The 24,673-nt window shown below is 41.9% G+C and carries 25 protein-coding genes and 1 rRNA gene; 13 read left to right on the forward strand and 13 right to left on the reverse strand.

Annotation, left to right across the window (positions count from 1 at the left end):
• The first annotated feature begins 3 nt into the window (after positions 1 to 3).
• A 5S ribosomal RNA gene (gene rrf / locus FTU03_RS14040) occupies positions 4 to 118 on the forward strand.
• A 203-nt stretch (positions 119 to 321) separates the two neighbouring features.
• Here rrf and FTU03_RS14045 read toward each other — a convergent pair.
• Complete coding sequence (locus tag FTU03_RS14045; RefSeq protein WP_179993331.1) at positions 322 to 1,719, reverse strand: dihydrolipoyl dehydrogenase; 1,398 nt, start codon at positions 1,717 to 1,719, stop codon at positions 322 to 324.
• A 156-nt stretch (positions 1,720 to 1,875) separates the two neighbouring features.
• On the opposite strand from FTU03_RS14045, the gene FTU03_RS14050 reads away from it, so the two are divergent.
• Positions 1,876 to 3,873 carry a hypothetical protein gene (locus tag FTU03_RS14050; RefSeq protein ID WP_179993330.1) on the forward strand — a complete coding sequence of 666 codons (1,998 nt, stop codon included), beginning with the start codon at positions 1,876 to 1,878 and terminating at the stop codon, positions 3,871 to 3,873.
• 215 nt (positions 3,874 to 4,088) lie between these two features.
• Here FTU03_RS14050 and FTU03_RS14055 read toward each other — a convergent pair whose 3' ends face one another.
• On the reverse strand, positions 4,089 to 4,424 hold the full coding sequence (locus FTU03_RS14055; protein ID WP_179993329.1) for a TIGR01244 family sulfur transferase: 336 nt from the start codon (positions 4,422 to 4,424) through the stop codon (positions 4,089 to 4,091).
• A gap of 125 nt (positions 4,425 to 4,549) precedes the next feature.
• Between FTU03_RS14055 and FTU03_RS14060 the strand changes: the two genes are divergently transcribed.
• The 3 genes from FTU03_RS14060 to FTU03_RS14070 all read left to right on the forward strand — a co-directional run bounded on the left by FTU03_RS14060 (position 4,550) and on the right by FTU03_RS14070 (position 6,328).
• Positions 4,550 to 5,446 (forward strand): alpha/beta hydrolase, encoded by an 897-nt coding sequence (locus FTU03_RS14060; RefSeq protein WP_179993328.1) that lies wholly within the window; start codon positions 4,550 to 4,552, stop codon positions 5,444 to 5,446.
• Positions 5,447 to 5,881, forward strand: coding sequence for a thioredoxin TrxC (gene trxC / locus FTU03_RS14065; RefSeq protein ID WP_004783672.1), 435 nt, complete (start codon positions 5,447 to 5,449; stop codon positions 5,879 to 5,881).
• A gap of 75 nt (positions 5,882 to 5,956) precedes the next feature.
• Positions 5,957 to 6,328: an acyl-CoA thioesterase gene (locus tag FTU03_RS14070; RefSeq protein ID WP_171523022.1), complete on the forward strand. Its 372-nt coding sequence runs from the start codon at positions 5,957 to 5,959 to the stop codon at positions 6,326 to 6,328.
• Positions 6,329 to 6,386: 58 nt separating this feature from the next.
• Here the strand turns inward: FTU03_RS14070 and FTU03_RS14075 are convergent, their stop codons facing one another.
• Both FTU03_RS14075 and FTU03_RS14080 read right to left on the reverse strand, forming a co-directional pair.
• Positions 6,387 to 6,890 (reverse strand): DUF4442 domain-containing protein, encoded by a 504-nt coding sequence (locus FTU03_RS14075; protein ID WP_179993327.1) that lies wholly within the window; start codon positions 6,888 to 6,890, stop codon positions 6,387 to 6,389.
• A 27-nt stretch (positions 6,891 to 6,917) separates the two neighbouring features.
• Positions 6,918 to 7,406 (reverse strand): YajQ family cyclic di-GMP-binding protein, encoded by a 489-nt coding sequence (locus FTU03_RS14080; protein WP_004783667.1) that lies wholly within the window; start codon positions 7,404 to 7,406, stop codon positions 6,918 to 6,920.
• A 91-nt stretch (positions 7,407 to 7,497) separates the two neighbouring features.
• Here FTU03_RS14080 and FTU03_RS14085 point away from each other — a divergent pair, with 91 nt between their 5' ends.
• Positions 7,498 to 7,812, forward strand: a complete 315-nt coding sequence (locus FTU03_RS14085; protein ID WP_179993326.1) for a rhodanese-like domain-containing protein — start codon at positions 7,498 to 7,500, stop codon at positions 7,810 to 7,812.
• A 151-nt stretch (positions 7,813 to 7,963) separates the two neighbouring features.
• Here the strand turns inward: FTU03_RS14085 and mnmC are convergent, their stop codons facing one another.
• The 4 genes from mnmC to FTU03_RS14105 are packed head-to-tail and all read right to left on the reverse strand — an operon-like array spanning position 7,964 to position 11,377.
• Positions 7,964 to 9,871 carry an FAD-dependent 5-carboxymethylaminomethyl-2-thiouridine(34) oxidoreductase MnmC gene (mnmC, locus tag FTU03_RS14090; protein WP_179993325.1) on the reverse strand — a complete coding sequence of 636 codons (1,908 nt, stop codon included), beginning with the start codon at positions 9,869 to 9,871 and terminating at the stop codon, positions 7,964 to 7,966.
• Between the two features lie 39 nt (positions 9,872 to 9,910).
• Positions 9,911 to 10,429: a hypothetical protein gene (locus tag FTU03_RS14095; protein ID WP_179993324.1), complete on the reverse strand. Its 519-nt coding sequence runs from the start codon at positions 10,427 to 10,429 to the stop codon at positions 9,911 to 9,913.
• Positions 10,430 to 10,434: 5 nt separating this feature from the next.
• A complete protein-coding gene (locus tag FTU03_RS14100; protein ID WP_004783657.1) occupies positions 10,435 to 10,737 on the reverse strand; it encodes a YciI family protein in 303 nt (100 codons plus the stop codon).
• A 28-nt stretch (positions 10,738 to 10,765) separates the two neighbouring features.
• Positions 10,766 to 11,377, reverse strand: a complete 612-nt coding sequence (locus tag FTU03_RS14105) for a septation protein IspZ (protein WP_005233839.1) — start codon at positions 11,375 to 11,377, stop codon at positions 10,766 to 10,768.
• Between the two features lie 44 nt (positions 11,378 to 11,421).
• Between FTU03_RS14105 and FTU03_RS14110 the strand changes: the two genes are divergently transcribed.
• A complete protein-coding gene (locus tag FTU03_RS14110; protein ID WP_159123093.1) occupies positions 11,422 to 12,273 on the forward strand; it encodes a PHP domain-containing protein in 852 nt (283 codons plus the stop codon).
• Positions 12,274 to 12,275: 2 nt separating this feature from the next.
• Here FTU03_RS14110 and FTU03_RS14115 read toward each other — a convergent pair whose 3' ends face one another.
• The 3 genes from FTU03_RS14115 to radC form a co-directional block, all read right to left on the reverse strand.
• Positions 12,276 to 13,298, reverse strand: a complete 1,023-nt coding sequence (locus FTU03_RS14115) for a hypothetical protein (RefSeq protein WP_159123092.1) — start codon at positions 13,296 to 13,298, stop codon at positions 12,276 to 12,278.
• A 67-nt stretch (positions 13,299 to 13,365) separates the two neighbouring features.
• On the reverse strand, positions 13,366 to 14,277 hold the full coding sequence (locus FTU03_RS14120; protein ID WP_004783652.1) for a bestrophin family protein: 912 nt from the start codon (positions 14,275 to 14,277) through the stop codon (positions 13,366 to 13,368).
• Positions 14,278 to 14,349: 72 nt separating this feature from the next.
• On the reverse strand, positions 14,350 to 15,045 hold the full coding sequence (gene radC, locus FTU03_RS14125) for a DNA repair protein RadC (protein ID WP_179993323.1): 696 nt from the start codon (positions 15,043 to 15,045) through the stop codon (positions 14,350 to 14,352).
• Between the two features lie 113 nt (positions 15,046 to 15,158).
• Here radC and coaBC point away from each other — a divergent pair, with 113 nt between their 5' ends.
• Both coaBC and FTU03_RS14135 read left to right on the forward strand, forming a co-directional pair.
• Positions 15,159 to 16,433, forward strand: a complete 1,275-nt coding sequence (gene coaBC, locus FTU03_RS14130) for a bifunctional phosphopantothenoylcysteine decarboxylase/phosphopantothenate--cysteine ligase CoaBC (protein ID WP_179993322.1) — start codon at positions 15,159 to 15,161, stop codon at positions 16,431 to 16,433.
• Positions 16,434 to 16,655: 222 nt separating this feature from the next.
• The gene (locus FTU03_RS14135) at positions 16,656 to 17,168 is read left to right on the forward strand and encodes a hypothetical protein (protein WP_179993321.1); all 513 of its coding nucleotides are present in this window, start codon (positions 16,656 to 16,658) and stop codon (positions 17,166 to 17,168) included.
• Between the two features lie 49 nt (positions 17,169 to 17,217).
• On the opposite strand, the gene dusA is transcribed toward FTU03_RS14135, so the two are convergent.
• Positions 17,218 to 18,240 (reverse strand): tRNA dihydrouridine(20/20a) synthase DusA, encoded by a 1,023-nt coding sequence (gene dusA / locus FTU03_RS14140; protein ID WP_159123087.1) that lies wholly within the window; start codon positions 18,238 to 18,240, stop codon positions 17,218 to 17,220.
• A gap of 295 nt (positions 18,241 to 18,535) precedes the next feature.
• On the opposite strand from dusA, the gene FTU03_RS14145 reads away from it, so the two are divergent.
• Entirely contained in the window at positions 18,536 to 19,180 is a 645-nt protein-coding gene (locus tag FTU03_RS14145) for a HEPN domain-containing protein (protein ID WP_179993320.1), read from the forward strand.
• Positions 19,181 to 19,186: 6 nt separating this feature from the next.
• Here the strand turns inward: FTU03_RS14145 and FTU03_RS14150 are convergent, their stop codons facing one another.
• Complete coding sequence (locus FTU03_RS14150; protein WP_179993319.1) at positions 19,187 to 20,374, reverse strand: MFS transporter; 1,188 nt, start codon at positions 20,372 to 20,374, stop codon at positions 19,187 to 19,189.
• A gap of 968 nt (positions 20,375 to 21,342) precedes the next feature.
• On the opposite strand from FTU03_RS14150, the gene FTU03_RS14155 reads away from it, so the two are divergent.
• Genes FTU03_RS14155 through FTU03_RS14165 form a run of 3 tightly spaced genes read left to right on the forward strand, consistent with a single transcriptional unit; the run spans position 21,343 to position 24,254 of the window.
• Positions 21,343 to 22,470 carry a Re/Si-specific NAD(P)(+) transhydrogenase subunit alpha gene (locus tag FTU03_RS14155; RefSeq protein ID WP_034170850.1) on the forward strand — a complete coding sequence of 376 codons (1,128 nt, stop codon included), beginning with the start codon at positions 21,343 to 21,345 and terminating at the stop codon, positions 22,468 to 22,470.
• An 11-nt stretch (positions 22,471 to 22,481) separates the two neighbouring features.
• Positions 22,482 to 22,805: a proton-translocating transhydrogenase family protein gene (locus FTU03_RS14160; protein ID WP_004783638.1), complete on the forward strand. Its 324-nt coding sequence runs from the start codon at positions 22,482 to 22,484 to the stop codon at positions 22,803 to 22,805.
• A gap of 3 nt (positions 22,806 to 22,808) precedes the next feature.
• Positions 22,809 to 24,254: an NAD(P)(+) transhydrogenase (Re/Si-specific) subunit beta gene (locus FTU03_RS14165; RefSeq protein ID WP_159123084.1), complete on the forward strand. Its 1,446-nt coding sequence runs from the start codon at positions 22,809 to 22,811 to the stop codon at positions 24,252 to 24,254.
• The last annotated feature ends 419 nt before the right edge of the window (positions 24,255 to 24,673 follow it).

Genomic DNA, 24,673 nt, shown 5'->3' on the forward strand with positions numbered 1-24,673 from the left:
TGTGCTGGCGACCATAGCAAGAGTGAACCACCTGATCCCTTCCCGAACTCAGAAGTGAAACCTCTTAGCGCTGATGGTAGTGTGGGGTCTCCCATGTGAGAGTAAGTCATCGCCAGCTCATTATTCCTAAAAAGCCCTCTGCTCACGCAGGGGGCTTTTTTTATGCGTGGGGTTTCATGCTTACAACTTTTTCTATTGATATTTTCTGATCTAAAAAATGAGTTAAAGAGTAACAAGGTGCAGCCAAAACTTCAGAGCTATTAGCTGCACCATATTGTTTGAAGTAATTAAATTTTATCTATCAATACTTCTTTAATATATTTAAGAATTGTCAATTACTTCCTGTTGATCAAGCTGACGACGAGCATGTTTAAATGCTGTTCTCAGCCCTTCTTCTAAAGTCGGATGATAGTAAGGCTTTGCCAAAATCTGATGAATATCTTGTTCTGCATCAATCATCCAGGCTAGTATGTGTGCTAGATGTTCGGCTTGAGGGCAGAATAATTCAGCACCTAATAATTTTCCTGACATTTTATCTATATATACTTCAGCCCCACCTTTATTTTCTGAAAGAATTAACGCGCGTCCCTGTCTTTCATAAGATACAAAGCCTCTAATATATTCCGTATTTTTCTCTTCTAGCTGTTTGAAACTTTGTCCAATAATCGCCATTTCTGGTTGGCTAAATACGATTGCCAAAGGAGTTAGGGCAGAAATAGGCTGAACATCTGGAAAATTTAAGCAGTTCTGGACCACTTCTTTACCATTATGGGCAGCTTCATGTTGAATTGGGACATCAGGGGCTGCATCGCCAACAATAAAAATAGGCAAGTTTTCTAATTGCTTGGTTTTTTTATTAATAGGTAGCTTTTTAACATCTTGGAATTCAGGATTAATTTTTTCCAAACCTAATCGATCTAAATTAGAACTACGTCCAGTAGCTGAGAGTACATAATCTACTTCAAGACTTTGTTTTTGATCATTCTCTATATAGTCAATTTTTACCTGATCAGTAAGGAGTTTGACTTGATTAGGTAAAGTTTTAAATTTGATATCCAGCTCGTTATTTAATTGCTCTCTAACCAAAGCTTGTAGAGTTGGACTGGTGAGTGCACCTATTTTCTGACTACGAGCAAACATAGTAGTACGTACCCCTAAACGTTGCATGGCTTGAGCCAATTCAATTGCAATAACACCACTACCAATCACTGCTAAGGATTTAGGTAGCTGTGTAAGTTCAAAGATTTCATCAGATGTCAGGAGTTTATCGCCTAGTTCATCTTTTAAGGTAGCATCAAAATTTGGTCGAGAGCCTACTGCAATAATAAAACTTTTAGCTTGATAAGATTTTCCGTCTACTTGGACTGTTTGAGCATTGGTAAATTTTGCGTGCCCTGATACCTTATGAGTTGAATCCCATTGTTCTACTTCTTTTAAAGTGGCCCGAATATAATGATCACGAAGCTTATGCAGGCGATCCATAACGGTGGAGGTATTTATTACGGCATCATGCTGTAATCCGAGATTTTCTGCAGTTTTTATCTCATGCATACGGTTAGCAGAAGAAATCAGAAGCTTGCTCGGCATACAGCCTACACGAGCACATGTTGTATCCCATGAACCGGCATTAATAATTAAAATATTTTGGGTATATTTAATAGCTTCTTTATAAGCACTAATTCCTGCTGTGCCTGCGCCGATAATGATTAAATCGTACATTTATTGCTCTTATCAAATTTATTTGATTGCTATAAGCTAGCATACAAAACATTTGGCTTACCTTTATTTACATAAAAGCTTAACTGTGGTTACATAATGCATAATTAAATAAAGATTGATAACAAACTCTAAAGATAGAGGGATTTGGGGATTTAAATGATTAGTAAACAATTAAGTATGAAGTTATCTGCTCTTACTTTTGCACTAATGTTGGCCGGCTGCGGCGGTGGTGGTAGTGACGGATATTATAATAGTGGATCAAATTCCGGTAATACTGGGGGAGGTTCAGATAATGGTATTGAAAATCCTGAAGTTTCTAAACTTAATATTAGTAATGTAGAAATCATTGATGAGAATGGCAAAATAACTACAGTAATTACAAGTGCTGGTGCTATTGCGCAAGTTAAAGTGACAGATGAAAATAAATCACCTTTAAGTGGTGTATTAGTTACTTTTTCAGGTGAAGGAATTGCATTTAGTACTAGCAATGCTTCTGTATTGACAGATATGAATGGTGTCGCTGTCATTGCAATTAAACCAGTTGATGATCAAATAACAGGTGCGTATAAAATTTCAGCTGCAGCTGAGATGAATGAAAATACTGCTCAATCCGCGGCAACAAACTTCACTATTGGTCAATTACAAACTAAGTTTGATAACGTTAAATTAGAAAGTACATCAATTGAAGCGGGTGGCTCAGTTAGATTAACTGCAAATACTGTTGATAAAAATACTGGTGTACTTTTAAACAATATTAAGGTTAACTTTGAAGCTGAATGTGGAACATTTAGCACGAATGAAATTTTTTCTAATCAAGGGATTGTTGAAACTATCTATACTGCTATTTCAAGCGGTGGTCAATTATGTACTGGTACTCAAAAATTAACACTTTTAGCAAACAATGGGGCTGTCACTACAACTCAAAATGTGAATATTAATGCGATTAAGGCAAACTCCATAGTTTATACTTCTGGAGAGTTAAAATTAGGCATTCTAAGTAGTGGATCAAGTTCATCTGGAAAAGTTGAATTTACAGTATATTCAAACAACATTCCTGCACGTAATCAGGATGTGAACGTTGAGCTAGTTTACGCACCAAATGATTTTTCATTTGTTTCTTTAAATAATAAAACAAGTAAAATAATTAAGTCTGATGATCAAGGGCGAGTTATTGTTGATGTATTCCCAGGAAGTATTCCTGGCCCTGTAGAAATTAAGGCGACTTTAGTAAGTGACTCACAGGTTACTGCATTATCTAAAGATGTTTCAGTAGCAACAGGCCGTGTAACACAAAATGGTTTTAGTCTTTCTGTAAGTAAAAATGCTTTACAGTGGAATGTAGATGGGGATAAAGCTACTATCACAGCTCGACTACGTGATCGTGTAGGAAATAAAGTACCAGATGGTACAGTCGTAAGTTTTAATACAGAGGGTGGTAGTATTACACCTAACTGTTCAACTGTAAATGGCGAATGTAGTGTGGAATTACAAACACAAGATCCACGTCCTGCTGACAATCGTGTAACAGTATTAGCGTATGTTGAAGGAGATAAATCTTATATCGACAAGAACTCAGATAATTTATATACAGCGGGTATTGATGAATTAACTAGTAATATTGGTGATTTTTTCCGTGATGATAATGAAAATAATATCTTTGAAAATGCGCTTGGTGAGTTTTTATATAAGAGAGGTGCCATCGGTAATACTTGTACACCAAGTAGTATCACACAGCCTAATATACAAGGTACTTGTAATCAGAATTTGCAAGCAGTAATACGTCAACAGTTGATATTTGCTTTCAGCTACGACACCCCTACTGTAGTAGATGAGAAAATTACAGATAGAGCTAAATTCAGTTTTAATGTTTTTGGTAATAATGCTCAATCAGTACCAATGCCAACAGGAACAGTAGTATCAGTGACTGCTGAAGATAATACTAAAGACAATGAAAAATCATGTACTGCAGAGTTATGGAGCGGAAATGCTACAGTGCCAAATGTATTTAATCTTTTAACTCCTAATAGCTTTAAAACAAGTTCTCAAGTTTATTATGAATATAAGCTTAAAGACTGTGATGAACGTGATAGTCTGATTTTAAGTATTACTGCACCAAATGGAAAAGTACGTAAAAAAGAATATATTCTTAATTAATAAAAAAACAGCGCTTCGGCGCTGTTTTTTTTGAGAACTTCTTTTTAAAAGTTAAACAGAAGTTCCCATACTGACACCCACAGTAGGCTTAAAATGCATTGAACTACAACCCATCAATGCAAGACTGCAACATATAACCAGTAAGAATTTATTCATAGGTCGAGCTCTGAAACTAAAAGGAGATGTTGACTAAAAGTACATTTCCCCCAAATACCTTAGCCATCCAGCAGGTCCATCTGTTTCGCCAGCTGATATAAATTATTAGAGCGATTTCCTGTACGGCAGAACATCAAGATCGGCTTTGGTAATTCGTTATAATGGTTAGCAAAGGTGCGCACATCAAGCTCGGTAATCTGGCCAGCAACTACTGGCTGGAAGACATAATCTAGACCTGCACTACGAGCAGCCTCCTCAATTTGTACGCTGGTTGGCTGTTCAGGGCCACCTTCCATATCCGGACGATTATTGATAATTGATTTAAAACCTTTTTCAACTACTTGAGAGATATGTTCAGGACCAATTTGGCCAGCAAAGCCTACATTTTCGCTCATGGTGTCACTCCATTATGTCATTTATCTTGATATGCTTTATGATAGCATTAAGCTGAAAACATGATGGCCTAGTTCTGAAAAATTTATAAACGATTACAACTATAAAATAACGCAATGGAGCGCGTATGTACGCCTATACAGTCGAACCACTGTATGTCAAAAACAGTCAGGAAGTGATTGCTGCGGATTTCTATCGTCCTCAACAGATTGACAAACCAGCTGTGATCCTGATGGCTCATGGCCTAGCGGCTTTACGTCATTTTAAACTGGTGCAATATGCCCAACGTTTTGCCAGTGCAGGTTATGCGGTGGTTCTGTTTGATTATCGCTATTGGGGAGGCAGTACCGGGCGTCCGCGTGAATTGGTGTCGATCGGTGCTCAGCTTGAAGACTGGCGTACCATGATCCAGCATTTGCAGGCACGTAAATCGATTGATGCCAAACGGATTGTGTTATGGGGAACGGCATTAAGTGGCGGGCATGTACTGACATTGGCCGCAGAACTAAAAAATATTCAGGCGGTAATGGTACAGGTACCCTTTGTTGATGGTGCAGAAAGTGCCAAACTTTATCCTTTGCAGCAATTGCCCAAAGCCCTGAAGATTTCCAGTCAGGATTATATGGGGGCAAAGGTAGGAATGGCGCCCAAGACCTTGCCGGTGGTTGATCGTCATGAACTCTGTTTTATGCCGACACAAGACAGTTATGAAGGATATCTATCCATTGTGAATCCAGATTATTACTGGAGTGGTCATATCCCAGCCCGGGTATTCTTTAAATTGATGCGATATCGTCCTATTCAGGAAGTCCGCAAAATCACTATTCCTGTTCTGTTTATCGCAGCACAACAAGACAGCCTGATTCCCATTGAAGCCAGTCGGGAAACCGCAACCAATATTGCACCATTTGTACAATATCATGAGTGGAATATGCGGCATTTTGATATTTATCATGGTGAATGGTTTGAAAAAGCAGTCTCGACCCAATTAGAATTCTTACATCAACATATTGGAGTGCGCTAGATGATCATTGTATGCCCGAATTGCCAGGCTAAAAATCGTGTGCCTGAAGAAAAATTAACGGCCGATCCAGCATGTGGTCAGTGTCATCAAGCTTTAGTTCCATTAGCGCCGATTGAGCTAAATGAACAGAACTTTAGTCAGTTTGTCACCCATAGTGATCTTCCCATCCTGATTGATCTATGGGCAGACTGGTGTGGTCCATGTAAAATGATGGCACCGCATTTTGCTGCTGTAGCAAAAGAAAATCCACAAGTGGTATTTGCTAAAATTGATACCGAAGCCAATCCGCGATTAAGCTCAGCATTTAATGTACGTAGTATTCCGACGCTGGTTTTGATGAATAAAACCAATGAAATTGCTAGAATAAGCGGTGCATTACGTTCAAGCGAACTACAAAAGTGGCTTGATCAGCAGTTAAATAATGCTCAATCCTAATTTAAAAAGCCTGGAGTTCAAGTGACAGATTCTCATATTAAACCAGAGGGAGTACTTTCCCTGCAGACGATTGCAATGCCTGCGGATACCAACTGGAGTGGAGATGTATTTGGTGGCTGGATTGTTTCACAAATGGACTTGGCGGGAGCAATTCATGCAGAGCGCTTTAGTAAAGGACGCTGTGCAACGATTTCGATTAACCAGATGACCTTCCTGGTTCCTGTGAAAGTCGGCGATGTCATTAGCTGCTATACCAAAATTCTAAAAGTCGGTAATACTTCAATCCAGATGCAAATCGAAGTATGGGACAGTCATGATAACTCACGTGCACCTGTACGCGTGACTGAAGGGGTATTTACCTTTGTCGCAGTAGATGTCAAAGGCAATAAACGTCCAATTCCAGATGAAGCAAAACAGAAATTTGCAGAATCTCAGCAGAACTCATAATTCATGAAATAAAAAAATCCCAGATCAATAATCTGGGATTTTTTTGTCTGTATTGAAATTAGCCTGGCTTCAACTGGTTCTTGGCAATCCAAGCCCAGAGCATTTCACATTGAATCGGTGCTTCACCAGATTCATCAGTTACAATAACTTGTACTAGTGTTTCACCTTTTTCTGAACTTTGCATCAATTGCTGCTGTTCAGGAGTCAACGTAGCCACCGCAGTCATGGCACCTTTGGTTGGACGCTTAAAGTCCACTTTTAGGCTTTTAATCAGAACCACTGCGCTGTCAGGCACATTCATCGCAGTCACAAAACCGGTCGCTGTTTCTGCCAGCAGTGCCATGGCACAGGCATGAATCTGACCGATATGGTTCTGCATGACCTTATGATTGGCCATACTTACCACGACTTTGGAAGCACTGATTTCCTGATAGCGAATCTTGGCAGAGCCAACCATCGGAACTACTCGGCCAAAAGTCTTACTCAATAAAGCAGTACGCATACCTTGCGGTAATCTTGATGTCGCTTTGACCAGTTTGGTCAGTCGGTTGCTCTTTGCCATAATTCCATCTACAGACGTTGAAATATCTTAGTCTTTAAAGTTGTTAAACTGTAAAGGCAGACCGAATTGTTGTTCTTTCAGGAATGCCATCACTTGTTGCAAGGTATCGCGTTTTTTATCAGTCACACGAATCTTGTCACCCTGAATTGAAGATTGCACTTTAATACCACTTTCTTTAATGGCCTTATTAATTTTTTTCGCAGTATCAGAGTCAAGGCCATCTTTAAGCTTGATCACTTGAACTACATTTTTGCCTGAAGCGGTCATTTTTTGTGGATCTAGTGCCTGAATATCCACTTTACGTTTGAAGAAATGGTTTTCCAGCATGGTATACACTTGCTCACATTGGAAATCACTTTCTGTGCTAATTTTGATTTCCTTGTTTTTTTCATTCAGTTCAATAGAAACATCCTGTCCACGGAAATCGAAGCGGGTTGCAATCTCTTTTTGGGTATTTTGAACTGCATGATTTACTTCAAAAATTTCTAATTCAGAAACAATATCGAAAGAAGGCATAGTTTAGACCTTTACAAAGGGAAAGAATATCTGAGATGCTAGGGATGTTTTCTTCATTTGCCAAGTGTTGTTTACATCAAAGGAGTGCGCAATGATCCGTAAACAAGAAATTACAACATTTGAGTTCCCAGAAAATGCTGTAATCTGGGATGTACGAGATGCAAGTGCTTATGCTGAAGCACACGTGAAAGGGGCGGTCAATCAGCCCATTAACGATCTTTCAGCAGATAGCCTGACTCAGGTGTCAGCGGATCAACCGATTTACATTTTATGTGGTGGTGGGAGTAAAGCTCCACGTGCAGCTGAAAAGTTAGAGGGTTTTGACAGCACACGTGAATATGTCATTCTGATGGGTGGTACTCGTGCTGCTCGTGATGCAGGTATGCCACTGGAACAAGGTGCATAATTGACCTTGTGAAAAAAAGCGCCGTCAGGCGCTTTTTTGTTGTCTAGATTTCTTCAAAATCGTCCTTCTTTAAAGGAGGATTAACACTCTTTCTAAAAATCCCTCCCTTGCGGAACAGTATTCCTCACCCTTTATTAAAGGGAGGAGTTCTTTAATCTTGAGGCTTAAAATAAGGCTTCTTGGCTTTTACCTTCTTTTGAAAACGTGTCACGTCGAGTTTCTTTACCAAGTTCGAAGGTACTGGGCAAGCTTCTCCCAAAATTTGGGCAGCCAGAATTTCACTACACAATGGCGCAAACAGAAAGCCTTTAGAGCCGAGACCAGCAAAACTGTAAATCTCTTCATCTGCCTTCATTTTTCCGAGTAAAGGAAAATAATCCTGACTCTGTGCGCGTACTGCCGCTCGACCTTGCCAGGTTTCGGTAGATGGGAATAACTGTGCATATTCAGGAAAGACACTGTGGATAAGTTCATAATTATGCACATGATCTTCTATTAAGACTTCTGCATCATCCCGGCCTGGATAGAATGAAGCGCCCAAAATCAGTTGTTCGGGATTGAGCTGCATACAGTAACCGCCATAACTATAGGCTGTATCCTGATTTAAGGGCTGATCTTGATTATTGACCCAGCTGACCTGTCCGCGAATCGGTTTCAGGACTGGATAATGTTCAAAGAATTGCTGGGTATCACGTGCGGTACATACAACGATGTGATCAAACTTGCCTAAGGATTGCTGATCTGCAAATAACTCAGGTTGTTCAGCAGCCTCAATATGACTAATTTTGGCTTGTTTATACTGAATAAGAGGATGCTGCAAAATTTCATCACGCAGTTGATGGGGTGAAACTGCGCCCGCTGCTAATAGTTTTAAAGCTGGAAATTCAGTTTGAATCTCTTGGTCTGCTGCACTTTGAGCAGCAAGAGTTTCTGCGGGATATTCATCTGCCAATCCTAAAAGCTGTTCAGGATTTTTTAAGGCAAGCTGGTTGACCTGAATTGAGCGAAAAGCTTTAAATTTCTGATAATGATTTAAGGCATGCTGCCAGGCCACCGTCATCAGATGTTCGGCACTTTGCTCAACTGGACACAGTTTAGGGTTAAGCAGGGCAAGGGGATTGCCGGAACCGCCTGAAAGAGGCGCTGACTGGTCGTAAATCGTGACTTGATGACCGCGTTGAGTGAATGCCCATGCCGTACTTAAACCTGCGATTCCAGCGCCAATCACAGCGATTTGACGAGGTCTGGTAAGACTCTCTAGATCTGGTTCAGTTTTTTTTTGAGTAATTTCCTGTTCTAAAGCCGTTTCACTGTCTTTATTTTCTTCAACAGGATTCCAGATCGCTTTCAGCATTTCACGTTTATGGCCAAATCCACGTGGACGGGAAATAGAGATGCCGTGCTGTTTTAAACCACGTTTTAAGACACCTGCAACGCTAAAAGAAGCAAAAGTCGTCCCAATCTCGGATAAGCGCACGATATTATTTAAAACATTTTCTTCCCACATGTCCGGATTGCACGAAGGCGCGAAGCCATCCAGAAACCAGGCATTAACTGGTGCAGTTTTTTCAATGACAGGAAAGACATCATGTGCATCTCCCAGCCACAGATCCAGACTGAAACGCTCTTCAGGAAAGCTGAGACGATGACAACCGGCAATCGGCATTGGATACTGGGAGATGAGTTGATCTGCTAGTGGTTTCAATTCTGGCCAGGCATTTAAGGCGCGGACTAAATCTGCTTTAGAAAGCGGAAATTTTTCTACTGAAATCGCATGCAGATGGCTTTGATTATCCGGACGAACCTGTTGCCAGAGCTGCCATAACGCCAGAATATTTAAACCTGTACCAAAACCCGTTTCACCGACACAGAAATAAGCAAAAGGTTTTAAATCGGCCAGGCGGGTACTAAGGTCATTACCATTTAAAAAGACATGCCGGGTTTCCAGCAATCCATTGTCTTTGGAAAAATACACATCACCAAATTGCTTGGACACAGGCACATCAATGCCATCCACCAATTGCCAACCCAGATTGGCAGTTTGAATTGCATGCGACAAAACGGGTACAACCTTAAAGATATTTGGAGGGCTTATAGATTACCACTGACGGCGACGTTTGGTATAAACATAGCTCGCTATCAGAAAGCCAAGTAATACACCGACTGCTAAAGTTGCAGCGCCGTAGAGAAACATCTGGGCACTACGTTCACTTTGCAGGACCTGTACCTGAACCCCGAGATTGTCGTTCTTGAGCTGCAATTCCTGATTTTGTGACAGGGCTTCCAGATTGGCTTTTTCCAGTTGCTGTAGACGCGTTGCCTGATCTTTGACTAAAGCTTTGACTTTGGCATCTTGCTGGGCTTTCTGCTTGGCAATTTCTTCTGCGGTGAGCGGCTTTTTCTCAGTCGGCTGAATAGTCTGAGCAGTTGTTGCAACTGCTGGAATAATTCCAGCCTGCTGTGCAGAAGCGCCCTGAGCAGGTGCTTGTGTGGTAACAGCTTGGACAGGAGTAGCTGCTGGCTGTGTAGCCGGGGCAACTGGAGCAGAAACTTCAACAGCCCAGGCAGAAGGAATCATGAAACAAAAGCCAATGAAACTGGCGGTAACAGCGCGCATGAACCTTATCCTTTAGGAAATGCTTTATTAAATGGTTTCACATCAATATGCGCGTATACGCCTTCTTTCAGGAATGGCTCATCCTGTAACCATGCATCCAGTGCTTCACGACTGTCAAAATCAACGATGATGGTGCTGCCATAGAAACCGGCTTGAGGATTGGCTGGATCTTTAGGCATGGCACCTGCAACAATCAGACGGCCTTCAGCATCTAACTGTTCTAGACGTGCAAGATGTTGTGGACGAATCGCAAGGCGTTTTTCAACTGTACCTTCCCGGTCGGTACAGCTAACGACGAATAATGGCATGATGACTCTCTATCGTTTGTAGTTGGACTTATTCAGCTGTTCTAAAGTATTTGCGCAATACAATAAACTGAATAATGATAAAGGAAAACATCACGATCATGTCACCGAATGCAGTAAATTCGCCCCAATATTTTCCATCCATCCATAAATAGGCGAAGAATGTATGCAGAAATGACATGAGAGTAAACATACCGACCCAGGCATAGTTTAATTTAAGCCAGCCTTTGGCACTCAAATTGAATACCGGACCAAACAGACGCTGGATGAGTGGCTTCTTATCTTTGCTAAACCATGGCGATAACAGGAAGACACCTGCAAAGACCAGATTCAGTAATACAGCTTTAAGACGAATATAAAAATCGTCGCTGAGCATCAGGGTGATCCCACCGAAGATCACCGTCATAAACAGAACGATCCATTGCTGTTTGTCCAGGCGGAATTTCTGCATGACAAATAACGCACCATAGACCACCAGCATGGAAATGATCAGACCCGTAGTTGCAACGAGAATATTGTTATTGTCGACACCCCCCGCAGAACCGATCAATTGTAGAAGTTGATGGTCAGTGTCTTTTGGATCTACAGTTTTATATAAATAAAAGAAAATAATGAGTGGCACAAAGTCTAAAAGTGCTTTCATGTTAGAGTATCTAAATCTGATCAAATAAATGTCATAGTATAGAGATGCACGGCGTAGATTTACATACACATAGTAATATTTCTGATGGAACTTTGAGTCCTCAGCAATTGGTCGAAGCGGCTGCGGACAAACTTATCCATACTTTGGCCCTGACTGATCATGACACTATGGACGGTTTAGTGTTGGCTGAAGAAGCTGCCAAAAATCATGAGATTAAGATAATTTCTGGAGTCGAGATTTCTAGCCAGTGGTCACGTCCTGCGACCAAGAAAAATTATGGCGTACATATTGTGGCACTCAATGTTCAGAATCCTGAGCCGTTACAAAAAGCCCTCAATCAGCAGAAGATCATTCGTGCTGAACGCTCTAAACAGATTTGTGATCTTCTGGTTCCTTTAATAGGTCAGGATATTTATGCTGACGTGATTGCCAAAGTCGACAATATTCCTGATCGGGTTACCCGAACCCATATTGCCAAAACACTGGTAGAAAAAGGCATTGTGACCCGTCCCCAACAGGCCTTTGATAAGTACATCAAGGAAGGTAAAAAGGCCTATGTCAAATTTGATGGTCTGGGCCTGGAAGAAACCATTCAGGTCATACATGATAGCGGTGGCTTTGCCGTGCTGGCACATCCGACCCGTTATGATTTATCCGCGACCAATATTCGCTATCTGATCGAGATCTTCGCCAAGTTTGGTGGAGATGCGGTGGAGTTGCCGCCCGCTATTGATCCAAGTTCAACCCGTCAGATGGTCGACCGGATGATTGCAGAGCAAGGCCTTAAAGTATCAATAGGAAGTGATTTTCATGGTGACCATATGCCCTGGATTAAACTGGGGAATGTGCCGAGCTTAAAACCAGGGCAGGTCGGGATTTGGGAGAGTTTTTGTTAATTCTAAATCTTGATGAATGGATCAGTTTTAAGATCTTGGGCGAATTTATACATCAAATGCAGAATGAGGACATTAACAAGTAATAAGGCCCATTCAGAAGTGATTAAAGTCATGATGACGATATACAGCATGATGGAAGTCAGGACTAAATTTCGATAAAAGTTTGGATGTTTTTTTGAAATGAACAGATGATCAATCTTGAGATCAAGTTTGAACTTACGATAGGCAATCACATCAATGCGTGAGGATAAGGCGAGTTCCAATTGTTTAAAGTATTTTGCATGAGAATGAATGAGATAAGTTTTACCATAACCTGTGGTTAACTGTAAGTCATGACTTTCTGGACAGGTTCTCAAGGCTTCTATGTGTGTAATTCGGGATAAGTCGAGCATAAGCGCCGATGGGATTTTTTCTAATCTCCCTAGTCCTCTTTGTGCTCCAACTTCTGTGCCAATGAATATTGAAAAATCATTATTTTGGGAAATTTCAAATAACTGGATGATTACATGAGAGCGTGTCAAAAAATGTATATCGATCAGTTGCCCAATCATCGCATCACTTAATTTGACTTGAAGTGTAAAAAAAGGCGAAAGATTAAAAACCTGTTTTAAATCTACATTAAACCAGATGCCTTGATCATGATTGGGCAGTTGTAATAATAACTGTGGCTGTTTCACCTGCCACCATTTTGCACGAATAGTACGTTGAGCCAGAATAATTGCTTGTGAATGTTGGACTGCTTGCTCAGTCATATCTTTTTTGAGTTGAGGATCGATCAAATATTTTTGTATAAAAAAAGGAAACTTTAAATTTATTCCTCGATCCTGAAACAGAAAGAGGGGAACACATAGACTAAATAAAATATGGAAAACAGGCCTACGTTGAAGATCGAGAAAAAGTTCTGATTGGACTAATGAACTCACTATAAAAGCCAAGATGGCACAAAGTAAAAATAGTGCTAAAGCCAACCATGGTCGAACAATGGGTTGAGGCACCGCTTGTTGAATTTTTTGTTTTAATTTCATATTTTTTTGAATTTTTAGATAAAAATTAGAACCTCAAAATGCTAATTCTGAGGCATTTATTTATAAATTATAGCAAATTATTATCTTGAGCCTGAATTGGTGGTGGTGTCGGTTTACCTAAAGTTCCCAAGAGTTCAATTTCAATAGTACGAACCATAGAATCAAGGGGTAAGTCATTGCTTTGGGTGCCAAAAGGCTCTTCAATTTCTGAACTTAAAGCATCCAGTCCTAGGAAGGTATAAGCGAGAATGCCGACCAGAAAAGGGGTGAATAAACCTAAGGTTGCACCAAGGCTAAATGGCAGAATAAAACAGAAGAAATAAACAGTACGATTCAGCAGAACCGAATAAGCAAAAGGTAAGGGAGTCGTCGCAATCCGGTCACAACCTGTCTGTACAATACTGAGTTCCGCGACATGATTATTCATCTGCATATAAATGATGTCGGAAATTTCACCTTCTTTGAGAGCCTGCATCAGCTCCCACTGGATCAGACTTAAAGTATATTGCGGTGCATTGGCCTGTTGATAGAGCTGAGTAATCGCCTGCTGGCTCATCCCACTTGTTTCCACCAGTTCAGTCGGATTGGCTGTCTGATGGCGCAGACGGTCCCGCAGGACATTTGCGAAAACGATGACGTGCTGAATCACACGTTCACGACGGCCTTGAGACAACATCCGGCAGTCACGGTCAAAATGACGTGCATTGGCAATCAGAATACCCCAGAGTTTACGTGCTTCCCACCAGCGGTCATAACAAGCAGTATTTTTAAATCCGAGAAAGATAGACAGTACTACGCCGATGAGGGTAAAGCCGACGAGAGGGAGTTCTGGAAAATGAAAATAACCTACACGTGAAAAACCACCAATAATGGCTGAAATCAGCATGACCACGCCTAAAGGAGGTAAAACCTTAGGTAAAATCGTTCCTCGCCAGGAAAATAATAATTTAAAAACGTTCTGCTGGTCACGTACGATCATTTATTGGAATCATCACAATTTTTTTTCATGATCTTCTTGAGTTGTAGCTGCTTTGTCAAGTGCTATTCCCCCTTAGGCTTCAGGTTTGATGAGTTGCTGCTCAGCAAAGGAAAAACTGCCCTCCAGAGCAATGATGCAATGGTCAATTAAACGGATATCGACCAGTCGACATGCCTGCTGAATCTGGCGGGTCAGATACAGGTCAGCTTTAGAAGGAGTGGCTTGGCCCAAGGGATGATTATGCGCAATCACAATTGAAGTTGCCTGTTGGGTAATGGCATATCTGAGCAACTGATTAATCGAAATATCACATGCATTCACAGAGCCATAAAACAGCTTTTTAAATGCAATTTTCCTTAAACTGGCGTCCAGACACAGGACCGCGAATACTTCCTGATTTTCACTCAATAATTCGAAACGTAAATAATCCCGTAGTCTTTTTGAATTACTTAATTCTAAAGAATCCTGTTTAAGATGCTCGGCAATATAACGCCGTCCTAATTCTTTAACCGCCATCAGTTGGGTATATTTGCTAATGCCCATGCCATGAAACTGGCTAACTTCTTTTAAAGGTGCATCAAGTAAAGCAGTTAAATGGCCAAAATGTTGAATCAGTAGCCGGGCTAATTCTACGGCTGAATGCTGTTGTGAACCTGATCGGAGAAAAATGGCCAGCAGTTCTGCATCAGATAAACTTTCTGCCCCATATTGAATTAAACGTTCCCGCGGCCGTTCCAGTTCAGGCCAGTTTTTGATTGAAAATTGCATAGTTATTAGACTTATTTATTATGAATTATGAGTTTTCCCTGAAGCTGATCTCTTGGGAATGCAATTATTTAATGCTATTGTGAGCCCCACTGCAACAGAAAGGTAAGCTGTTCGTGAGCTTTGATCTAAGTGTAATTCCTCATAAAAATATCATTTTAGCAGTCACTGGCGGTATTGCTGCCTATAAAAGTGCCATTCTGGTTCGCCGTCTGAAAGATGCCGGGTTTAATGTGCGGGTTGTCATGACTCAAGGCGCACAGGCTTTCATTACCCCTTTAACCTTTCAAGCCTTGTCAGGCAATCCGGTACATACCGAGTTGCTGGATCCTGAAGCTGAAGCGGGCATGGGGCATATTGAGCTGGCACGTTGGGCTGATCTGTTATTGGTTGCGCCAGCCAGCTGCGACACGCTGGCAAAATTTGCTGCAGGTCTGGCGGATGATTTGCTCAGCACTTTGTATCTGGCAACCAATGCACTGGTCTGGGTCGCACCAGCCATGAACCAGCAGATGTGGGCTGCCAAAGCAACCCAGCGTAATCTTGCGACTTTGATTGAAGATGGCGTACATGTGATTATGCCGGATGCCGGTTCACAAGCTTGTGGTGATGTAGGCTTGGGGCGTATGCCGGAACCGGAAGATCTGGCACGTCAGGTCACAGAGTATTTCCATAAAGCTCAGCGCGCGATTGCAGAAAAATTTGGCATGCTGGCGGGCAAGCAAGTCACGATTACGGCTGGTCCGACCCGTGAAGCGATTGACCCGGTACGTTATATTTCCAACCACAGTACCGGGAAAATGGGTTTTGCATTGGCAGCAGCCTGTTATGCGGCTGGAGCGAATGTCACCCTGATTGCTGGCCCGGTGAGCCTAGATACCCCAAATGGCGTCAAACGTAAAAATGTTTCTTCGGCAGTGCAAATGCTGAATGAAAGCATGCAAATGCTGGAGCAGGGTTGTGACATCTTCATTGCGACCGCTGCAGTAGCTGATTATCGTGTCGCACAGGTAGCCGAGCATAAAATCAAGAAAGCAGGCGATGAGCTGAATGTCGCTTTAATAAAGAATCCGGATATTGTAGCGACCATCGCACAGCAGGAAAAACGTCCATTTATGGTGGGCTTTGCTGCAGAAACCCGTAATATTGAAGAATATGCAGCGGGCAAACTGGTAGCGAAAAAACTGGATATGATTGCCTGCAATGATGTTTCGCGTGCGGATATTGGCTTTGCATCCGATGAAAATGCCATGACGGTATTCTTTGCCGAACACTATCATCTGGATAAGCGTGATCTGGACAAAGCCTCTAAACAGGAAATTGCCCAGCAACTGGTTGAAGCGATCCATGATGCCTTGCACCATGATCCTGCTGCAGAAGATGATTTTTAAGTTTTAAATGACGATTAAAGCCCTGACTGGTTCAGGGCTTTTTTATAGGTTTTTTTACCATGAAGTTAAAAAGCCAGTACAACATAAAAATAAAAACGACTTTATAGACTAAGGATTTATTTATTCATTTATTTAAAAAAAGTATAAAATGGATCACAGAATAATCCAAAGATGAAAAGTTTTACACATCTGTAAAGCAGTGAGAGAACACAAGGGGGCGGGATGAAAAAAATCATAATGATATTGATGATCGCCTGTCTGGCTGGATGCAGCTATTTTGTATCGATTGATGAACTGGCCAGAAATATTCAAGGACAAATGCAGCAAGAATTTAATGCCAATCCGAATTATCAGCATTATCGTCTGACTGTAGTAAATGTAAAAATCCGCCATCGCAAAGGCAATGAGTTTGAAGCAGTTTCACATCTGAATTATCAGGGTAATGAATATCCCATTAACGTTAAAATTTCAAAGGTGAATGGTGGTTATAGCTGGGCCATTGAAGATGATGCTTTTGCCTTTATCGATGAAATCGAGATTGAGAAATATCGTCAGCAACTGGATCGTGAACTGGAACAGCTGGCCTCATCACTCGATGATCTAGAACCTGTGAATGAACCTACCAGTATTGAGTTCGGGCCAGATGTCCGTCCAGTTACAGAACCTGTCCTGCAAGCGGCTTCCTATGATGAAGAACCGATTCCGGTCGGAAATATTACGGCCTATACCCACTAATTTTTATTTTAGGTCATAAAAAAGCACCGGGTCTCGGTGCTTTTTGATTTTAAGGCTGAACTTGATGTTCACGCAGATAATCTTCAGTGCGCTGCATGGCTTCCTGAATATTTAATAATGCTGTTTCTACATCTTTTAGCGTTTTGGCATTGCCACCACTTAAAGCCTGACGCCATTTACGTGCACCTGGTAAGTTCTGAAATAAACCTAAAATATGACGGGTAATAATTGACAATGGTGCACCTTCAGCCATACGTTGGGCAATATAAGGCAGCATTTGTTGCATGATCTCAAAACGGTCCGGTGCTTCGAGATTCCATAGTTGACCCAGCTCAGCTAACAGGTACGGGTTGTGATAGGCTTCGCGGCCAATCATCACGCCATCGACATGCTTGAGATGTTCAAGCGTTTCTGCATAAGTTTTAATTCCGCCATTAATTTCAATGGTCAGTTTCGGACGGTCCTGCTTCAGACGGTAAACATCTTCATAGCGTAGTGGCGGGATTTCACGGTTTTCTTTAGGTGAAAGACCTTGGAGTAAAGCAATTCGGGCATGCACAATAAAGTTATCGCAACCGGTTTTGGCGACCGTATCCACAAAATGCAGCATTTCTTCATAAGAATGCATGTCATCAATACCAATGCGGTGTTTCACACTGACCGGAATATCCACGGCATTACGCATTGCATCAATACATTCTGCGACCAGATCAGGTTCAGCCATCAGGCAGGCACCAATTTTATTATTCTGTACCCGATCACTCGGACAGCCGACATTCAGGTTAACTTCATTATAACCCCAGTCCTGAGCCATTTTAGTACAAGTTGCCAGATCTTGAGGGTTAGAACCGCCGAGCTGTAACACAATCGGATGTTCTTCTTGATTGAAGTCCAGATGGCGTTTGGCATCGCCATGAATGATGGCGCCCGTAGTCACCATTTCGGTATATAAAATGACATTTGGATTAAACAGGCGCGCAAAGAAACGATAATCTTTTGTCGTCCAGTCCATCATCGGCGCAACACTGATGCGAGGTTGAAGTTTGTTTTCAATGGTGCTGAGATCAGTCATTCAAAATCACGCCTTAAATGAAATGGAAGAGAAATAGCAGTACTAGAATAAGCAGGAGTTGCTGGAAATCTGCTCAAAAAAAAGCAGTACTGCAAAAATAGGGCGTAATACTAGCATAAAATTTGCATGACCAAAGGCTGAACTGCATGAGGATCTATAACTGTCATTCCAATAAAGATATTTAACAAGAGAAATTGTGGGAATTGAAAAATAAACTCCCAGTCATTCTGCAATGCTATATTTTGAGATAATTAAGATTAAGATAAAGAAAACGAGATAAATAAGGAGAATAACGATGCTCATGTTGGAGGAGATTTATAAAAGCAAAAAACCTCAGCATTCAGACTATTTTAATTTACGGATTCAACGGGGACTTAGCTGGTTTAAAAAAGCATTAGAGTTGGATCAGGAATTAGAGTTTAAGTTTATTAGCCTGTGGATCAGTTTTAATTCGATCTATGCACAAGAAACAGAGGTTCGTCAGGATCAACAAAGCCTGCATCAATTTCTGGAAACCCTCTGTCAAAAAGATGTGGAGCAAAAACTTCAGCATATTGTCTGGGAAAAATACAGCCAGCCAATTTCTACACTGCTGGATAGCCCTTATACCGATCAAGGTTTCTGGGATTATCGCCATCATAAAGTCAGTCTGGAAAGCTGTCGTGAAGCATTAGATCAGCAAAAACAGAAAATACAAAAAGCTGTTCAAGAGCGGAATTTAACTGAAATCTTATTGGTGATTTTTAACCGTCTTTCTACTTTATATCATCAGCTTATGCAGGGCGGTGCGACTTATCAGAGCTCATTTAACGTCAAACAGCTCCAAGACAGCTGTCGGGTTCTGGCCGGGTTGCTGCCCACTTTTATCTGCATCCTTTTGGAAAATGCAGCAACTTGGGATTCGGGTAAACCTTACTATCCCGTGGTACAAGTCAGCTAAATCGGTTTAAGCTTTTGCTCGATATTGTTGCCATTGATCCATCAGCGCAAACAGGGTGGCACATAATGCCAAGCCAAGTCCAAACAGACAGGTCATGCTCCAGCCACCATGATGCCAGGCATATACCCCCAGAGCTGAACCACAGGCACCACCAATAAAATACAGCGTCATGTAAATAGAGTTCAGGCGTGATTTAGCATCCGGACGCAAGCGGAAAATCACGTTCTGATTACAGCTATGAGTAATCGCCAGACCTAAGTTAATCAGGGCATAACCCAGAATATAACTGAGCAGGGACACGCCACCAAAATATAAAAATAGCCAGCTTCCTGCCAGAATTGAACAGCCAATCCAGGTCAGGATCTTGATATAGCCACGATCTGCCCATTTACCAATAACCTGAGTCGACAGCGCACCAAAAACACCAACCAAGGTTACTAGGCCCACCATCACATCAGAAAGATGAAAAGGTTTCTGGGTCAGCAGCAGGGCAATGGTTGAAAACAGCATGCTCATGGCTGCAAAGGCACATGAACCAATCAGGGAGCGTAAGCCCAGTCGCGGTTCTTCACGCAGTAGTATACCCATGGATTTAAAAATTGCTGCATAGCTGATTCGCATACGCGGCATGCTGGGCAATTGTCCTTTTAAGTAAAAGCCCAAAACCAGCAGTGCCATACTACTGAGCGCATAAATGGTTTTCCAGTGAAACAGGTCTGAAAGCAATCCGGCAATACTGGTCGACAATAAGATACCGACTAATAAGCCACTCATGAGAAAACCGACCACTTCTCCGGTTTTTTCAGGTCGGACAGCCATCGTAGCTAAAGGAATCAGAATCTGGGCAGCAACAGAAAATAGCCCGGCAATAATAGTCCCCACCCAGAGCATCGGCAGGTTGACTGCTGTGGCACAGATCAGCAAGCCTAATGCGGCACCAAACATCAAGAAAGGAATGAGTCTGGACTTATTCAGCATGTCTCCCAAAGGCACAATAAACAGCAGGCCCAAGGCATAAGACACCTGCGCAAAGGTCACGGTCAGCGCCACTTGGGATTCTGGTACCTGATAATATTGCTGAATTGAGGAGATAAGCGGTTGGCAATAATAGTTTGCACCTGCACATAAACCACATGCGATCGCCATCAGCCATAACAGGGATTTATTTTGACTGATATCGAGAGGAGGAGACATGGCAAGTACCTTAAGCTCAGAGAGAATTTTTATAAAGAACATCAAAGATGATGCAGAAGTTGCAGGCACTATAGGCGAAAACCCATCAGGATAAAAGTAGAAAAATAGTGCAAAGTGCTCGAACTCATAGAAGAGAAATGCCACAAAAAAGTACTTTTCTGGATTGATAAGAGATGAAAATTCGCTAGAAATTTAACTTTTTCACTTAAGAAAATGTACGTGGAAGCGCTTTGTATTAAGTCATCTCATTTAAGACCAAGTGACAGAGATCCATCTGAATTAGTGATTGCCCAAAATTGGTGCAAAATGAAGAGTTCGTAAATCTAACAGTGGACTGAGTATTAATATAATAAATGTTGCAGAATATTTTTTTCACCTATTTCAGGCAAGTCTTAAGACTTGAGCTGAATAAGTCAAATAAGTGAATCCTAAATCAATTTTTTCATCATTAATTCATATTTTTTATGAGTGAAAAATGAAAAAGTTATAGGAAAACAGTATTTTTAGATCTTAAAAATGAATATTCCAAAGTAGATTAAATTTGTCAAAAAGGTCAAAAACAGAAAACTGCCCTAGAAAAGTGCCCTAATTTAGGCTTTATCAGTTCATTTGAAATAAAGATTTGCTGAGCAGGAAAAATGAAATATCTGTCAGAATGATCAATGTAACAAAATAAAACAAAAAGTAATCTAATAAAAAATAACCAGGAAAACAGTCATCGTTCAAGAGAATGAATATCGTTTATAAATTCAGCAAATCAAAATAATCAGGCTGAACTAATAAATGCTATATGACAGCATCATTTTTATGAATCGTCAGTTCAAAATATGGGTATTTATTAAATAAATAATAGGTAGTAATTTCTAGAAGTTTAATTAGAATCCAAAAATTCAACAAAAACACATCCTGAGGGGAAGCACCGTAAATCACGGTGTTTACTTAAGAAAAAATTAGCTTGAGGGACGCTCATGCAGATTGGAATTCCAGCCGAAACTGTCGTCGGTGAAAATCGCGTCGCTGCGACGCCTGAGACAGTAAAGAAATTGATCAGCGCTGGTCATAGTGTGGTGATCGAACGTGGAGCAGGTGTTAAAGCTGCTTACATCGACAGTGCCTATGAGCAAGTTGGTGCCAAAATTACGGATGATGCCTACACCGGTAGCCAGATAGTTTTGAAAGTTCGTGCACCGAAGGGTGAGGAAATTCAAAAGCTGTCAGCCAACACCACGGTTGTAGCGATGTTTGACCCATACCGCAATACCGAGCTTGACCAGTTCGCGGCACAGAATGTGTCTGCATTTGCTCTTGAGCTTTTGCCACGTACTCTATCACGTGCGCAAAACATGGACGTATTGTCTTCGCAAGCGAACCTTGCAGGTTATAAATCAGTGCTTTTAGCTGCTGCTGAATATCAGCGCATGTTCCCTATGCTGATGACAGCGGCAGGTACGGTAAAACCGGCTCGTGTCGTGATCATGGGTGTCGGGGTAGCAGGCCTTCAAGCAATTGCAACAGCGAAACGCCTGGGTGCAGTCGTAGAAGCAACTGACCTTCGTCCGACTGCCAAAGATCAGGTTGAGTCTTTGGGCGGTAAATGGCTAGACGTACCGATGTCTCCTGAAGAGCAGGCACGTGCTGATGAAGCAGCTAAAAACGGTTATGGCTGGATGCCAGGTGAACAGTACATCAAGGATCAGGCCGCGATTGTCGATAAAGCGGTATCGAATGCCGATATCGTGATTACCACTGCCTTGTTACCAGGTCGTGATGCACCACGCTTAATCCGTGCTGAAACTGTAGCCAAGATGAAACCAGGCTCAGTGATTCTGGATATGGCAGTGGAATCAGGCGGTAACGTTGAAGGTTCTAAGTGCGGCGAAACTGTTGTGACTGAAAACGGTGTGAAGATTCTGGGTGTTCCAAATATTCCATCAACGGTATCGACTGAAGCTTCAGCGCTATATGCACGTAACGTCTATAACTTTGTTGAAACACTTTTTGATGCAGACAAGAACTTTGTCCTGAATCAGGAAGATGAAATTCAAAAAGCCCTACTTGTCACTCACGGCGGCCAAGTGCTGTTAAAACGTGGTTAAGGAGCAGACTCATGGTTGAAACAATTACGATTTTCGTCCTGGCCATCTTCGTGGGTTACTACGTGGTTTGGGGGGTAACACCAGCACTACATACGCCATTGATGGCGGTGACCAATGCCTTGTCTTCGATCATTATCGTGGGCGCAATGATTCAGACTGTTGGTCTGCCAATGGTGGGCGTTGAAGGCAGCGTGGATTTCCAGACCATTAACGTGGTGAGTGTACTGGGGGCAATCGCAGTATTTCTGGCGAGCATTAATATTTTCGGTGGCTTTGCCGTGACTGCACGTATGCTGGAAATGTTCAAACCTAAGCAAAAGAAAAAAGAGGGTTAAACCATGGAATTTATTCGAGAGTATGCGGATTGGTTCTACCTGATTGGCGCCGTTCTTTTTATCTTAACGCTACGTGGTTTATCTGGTCCTAAAACTGCAATTGCAGGTAACCGCTACGGTATGATCGCCATGGCGATTGCTGTAGTGACCACATTCTTTGTTGCTGAAAATCCAGTAGTCTGGATGATTCTTGCAGCAATGGCTGCGGGTGCAGTGGTGGGTATTGCGCGTGCACGTACTGTACCAATGACCCAGATGCCAGAAACAGTAGCACTCATGCACTCACTGGTGGGTCTGGCTGCGGTACTGATTGCAGTTGCGGCAATTATCCATAACAACAAGCTGGTTGAATTGGGCCCGGACCTGTTAGCTGCAAATGGTGTGACTTTCCATGAAATGAGCAAGGTTCACCTGTTTGAACTGTTTGTGGGCTGTTTTGTTGGTGCGATTACCTTTACTGCTTCTGTATTTGCATACGGTAAGCTGGCTGCAAAGAAATGGGCAAAAACCATTTCAGGTGGCTGGGTAAAACCGGTTCAGGCTCTGATCTTTATTGCAATGCTGGCAGCAGGGATTCACTTCTTCCTGACAGGTAGCATGACATCTTTCTGGGCAATGACTGGTCTTGCGCTGGCATTTGGCTGGGTATGGATTGCGCCAGTAGGCGGCGGCGATATGCCGGTTGTAGTTTCGCTGTTGAACTCATTCTCAGGCTGGGCAGCAGCGGGGATTGGTTTCACACTGGAAAACAACATGCTGATCGTTGCGGGTTCGCTGGTTGGTTCTTCAGGTGCGATTCTGTCTTACATCATGTGTAAAGCGATGAACCGTTCAATCATCAATGTATTGTTTGGTGGTGCGATGGGTGGTGCAGCTGCGCCGACAGCTGCTGCGGGTGCACAAGTGCAACGTAACTACCGTTCAGGTTCTGCAGATGATGCTGGCTTCTTAATGTCAAATGCAGACAGCGTTGTCATTGTACCGGGTTATGGTATGGCACAAGGCCGTGCACAAAACGCAGTAAAAGAGCTGGCAAATTTGCTGAAAGAGCAGGGCGTGACTGTACGTTTTGCGATTCACCCGGTTGCTGGTCGTATGCCAGGTCATATGAACGTATTGCTTGCAGAAGCTGATGTTCCTTATGAAGACATTCTGGAAATGGACGAGATCAACTCGGACTTCCCGGCAACTGACGTAGTACTGGTTATTGGTGCAAACGACGTTGTAAACCCGGCTGCAAAAGACGATCCGAACTCACCAATCTACGGCATGCCAATTCTGGAAGCTCATAAGGCACGCACCATCATGGTCATTAAGCGTTCTATGGCGACCGGTTATGCAGGTCTGGACAATGACCTGTTCTATAACGACAAGACCATGATGATTTTCGGTGATGCGAAGAAAGTTGTGGAAGATATGACTAAAGCGATTAATGGTACAGGTCACTAAGACTTTCCATTCGCTGGATCATCTTAAATCCTCCTTTTAAAAGGGGGATTTTTCCATTTAAATTACAGATAAATTCTCCTTCCTATATAAAAGCTGAATCAGGAAGAATTACAAAATAAAATTAGCTACGGTGTTTTATTTTTAGAAAATTGGTCTGGATAAAATTGCAACAAAACGTTTAAAAAATAGGCTGACTGATTAAATCTAATCGAAAAGCGAATTTATTAAAGTTGCTGATCCATGAATTTCCTTTTTGATTTAAATCAAAGGATATAAAAAAAGCGACCTACATAGGCACTGCTGTCCCATAGTTTGCTTTAAATAAAAAAACCTGAGTCCTAACAGTTAAAATATGAGTGCAAACAAACACTTTAACGACCAGGATTCAGGTTTTGTCACATCAGAATACCGTATTTCAT

The sequence above is a fragment of the Acinetobacter sp. YH12046 genome, from assembly GCF_013419905.1.
Taxonomy (GTDB): Bacteria; Pseudomonadota; Gammaproteobacteria; order Pseudomonadales; family Moraxellaceae; genus Acinetobacter.

Bases quoted from the DNA above. Each gene is read 5' to 3' on its own strand.
- FTU03_RS14045 (WP_179993331.1), bottom strand. From the start codon at position 1,719: ATGTACGATTTAATCATTATCGGCGCAGGCACAGCAGGAATTAGTGCT.
- FTU03_RS14050 (WP_179993330.1), top strand. From the start codon at position 1,876: ATGATTAGTAAACAATTAAGTATGAAGTTATCTGCTCTTACTTTTGCA.
- FTU03_RS14055 (WP_179993329.1), bottom strand. From the start codon at position 4,424: ATGAGCGAAAATGTAGGCTTTGCTGGCCAAATTGGTCCTGAACATATC.
- FTU03_RS14060 (WP_179993328.1), top strand. From the start codon at position 4,550: ATGTACGCCTATACAGTCGAACCACTGTATGTCAAAAACAGTCAGGAA.
- trxC (WP_004783672.1), top strand. From the start codon at position 5,447: ATGATCATTGTATGCCCGAATTGCCAGGCTAAAAATCGTGTGCCTGAA.
- FTU03_RS14070 (WP_171523022.1), top strand. From the start codon at position 5,957: ATGCCTGCGGATACCAACTGGAGTGGAGATGTATTTGGTGGCTGGATT.
- FTU03_RS14075 (WP_179993327.1), bottom strand. From the start codon at position 6,890: ATGGCAAAGAGCAACCGACTGACCAAACTGGTCAAAGCGACATCAAGA.
- FTU03_RS14080 (WP_004783667.1), bottom strand. From the start codon at position 7,406: ATGCCTTCTTTCGATATTGTTTCTGAATTAGAAATTTTTGAAGTAAAT.
- FTU03_RS14085 (WP_179993326.1), top strand. From the start codon at position 7,498: ATGATCCGTAAACAAGAAATTACAACATTTGAGTTCCCAGAAAATGCT.
- FTU03_RS14095 (WP_179993324.1), bottom strand. From the start codon at position 10,429: ATGCGCGCTGTTACCGCCAGTTTCATTGGCTTTTGTTTCATGATTCCT.
- FTU03_RS14100 (WP_004783657.1), bottom strand. From the start codon at position 10,737: ATGCCATTATTCGTCGTTAGCTGTACCGACCGGGAAGGTACAGTTGAA.
- FTU03_RS14105 (WP_005233839.1), bottom strand. From the start codon at position 11,377: ATGAAAGCACTTTTAGACTTTGTGCCACTCATTATTTTCTTTTATTTA.
- FTU03_RS14110 (WP_159123093.1), top strand. From the start codon at position 11,422: ATGCACGGCGTAGATTTACATACACATAGTAATATTTCTGATGGAACT.
- FTU03_RS14115 (WP_159123092.1), bottom strand. From the start codon at position 13,298: ATGAAATTAAAACAAAAAATTCAACAAGCGGTGCCTCAACCCATTGTT.
- FTU03_RS14120 (WP_004783652.1), bottom strand. From the start codon at position 14,277: ATGATCGTACGTGACCAGCAGAACGTTTTTAAATTATTATTTTCCTGG.
- radC (WP_179993323.1), bottom strand. From the start codon at position 15,045: ATGCAATTTTCAATCAAAAACTGGCCTGAACTGGAACGGCCGCGGGAA.
- FTU03_RS14135 (WP_179993321.1), top strand. From the start codon at position 16,656: ATGAAAAAAATCATAATGATATTGATGATCGCCTGTCTGGCTGGATGC.
- dusA (WP_159123087.1), bottom strand. From the start codon at position 18,240: ATGACTGATCTCAGCACCATTGAAAACAAACTTCAACCTCGCATCAGT.
- FTU03_RS14145 (WP_179993320.1), top strand. From the start codon at position 18,536: ATGCTCATGTTGGAGGAGATTTATAAAAGCAAAAAACCTCAGCATTCA.
- FTU03_RS14150 (WP_179993319.1), bottom strand. From the start codon at position 20,374: ATGTCTCCTCCTCTCGATATCAGTCAAAATAAATCCCTGTTATGGCTG.
- FTU03_RS14155 (WP_034170850.1), top strand. From the start codon at position 21,343: ATGCAGATTGGAATTCCAGCCGAAACTGTCGTCGGTGAAAATCGCGTC.
- FTU03_RS14160 (WP_004783638.1), top strand. From the start codon at position 22,482: ATGGTTGAAACAATTACGATTTTCGTCCTGGCCATCTTCGTGGGTTAC.
- FTU03_RS14165 (WP_159123084.1), top strand. From the start codon at position 22,809: ATGGAATTTATTCGAGAGTATGCGGATTGGTTCTACCTGATTGGCGCC.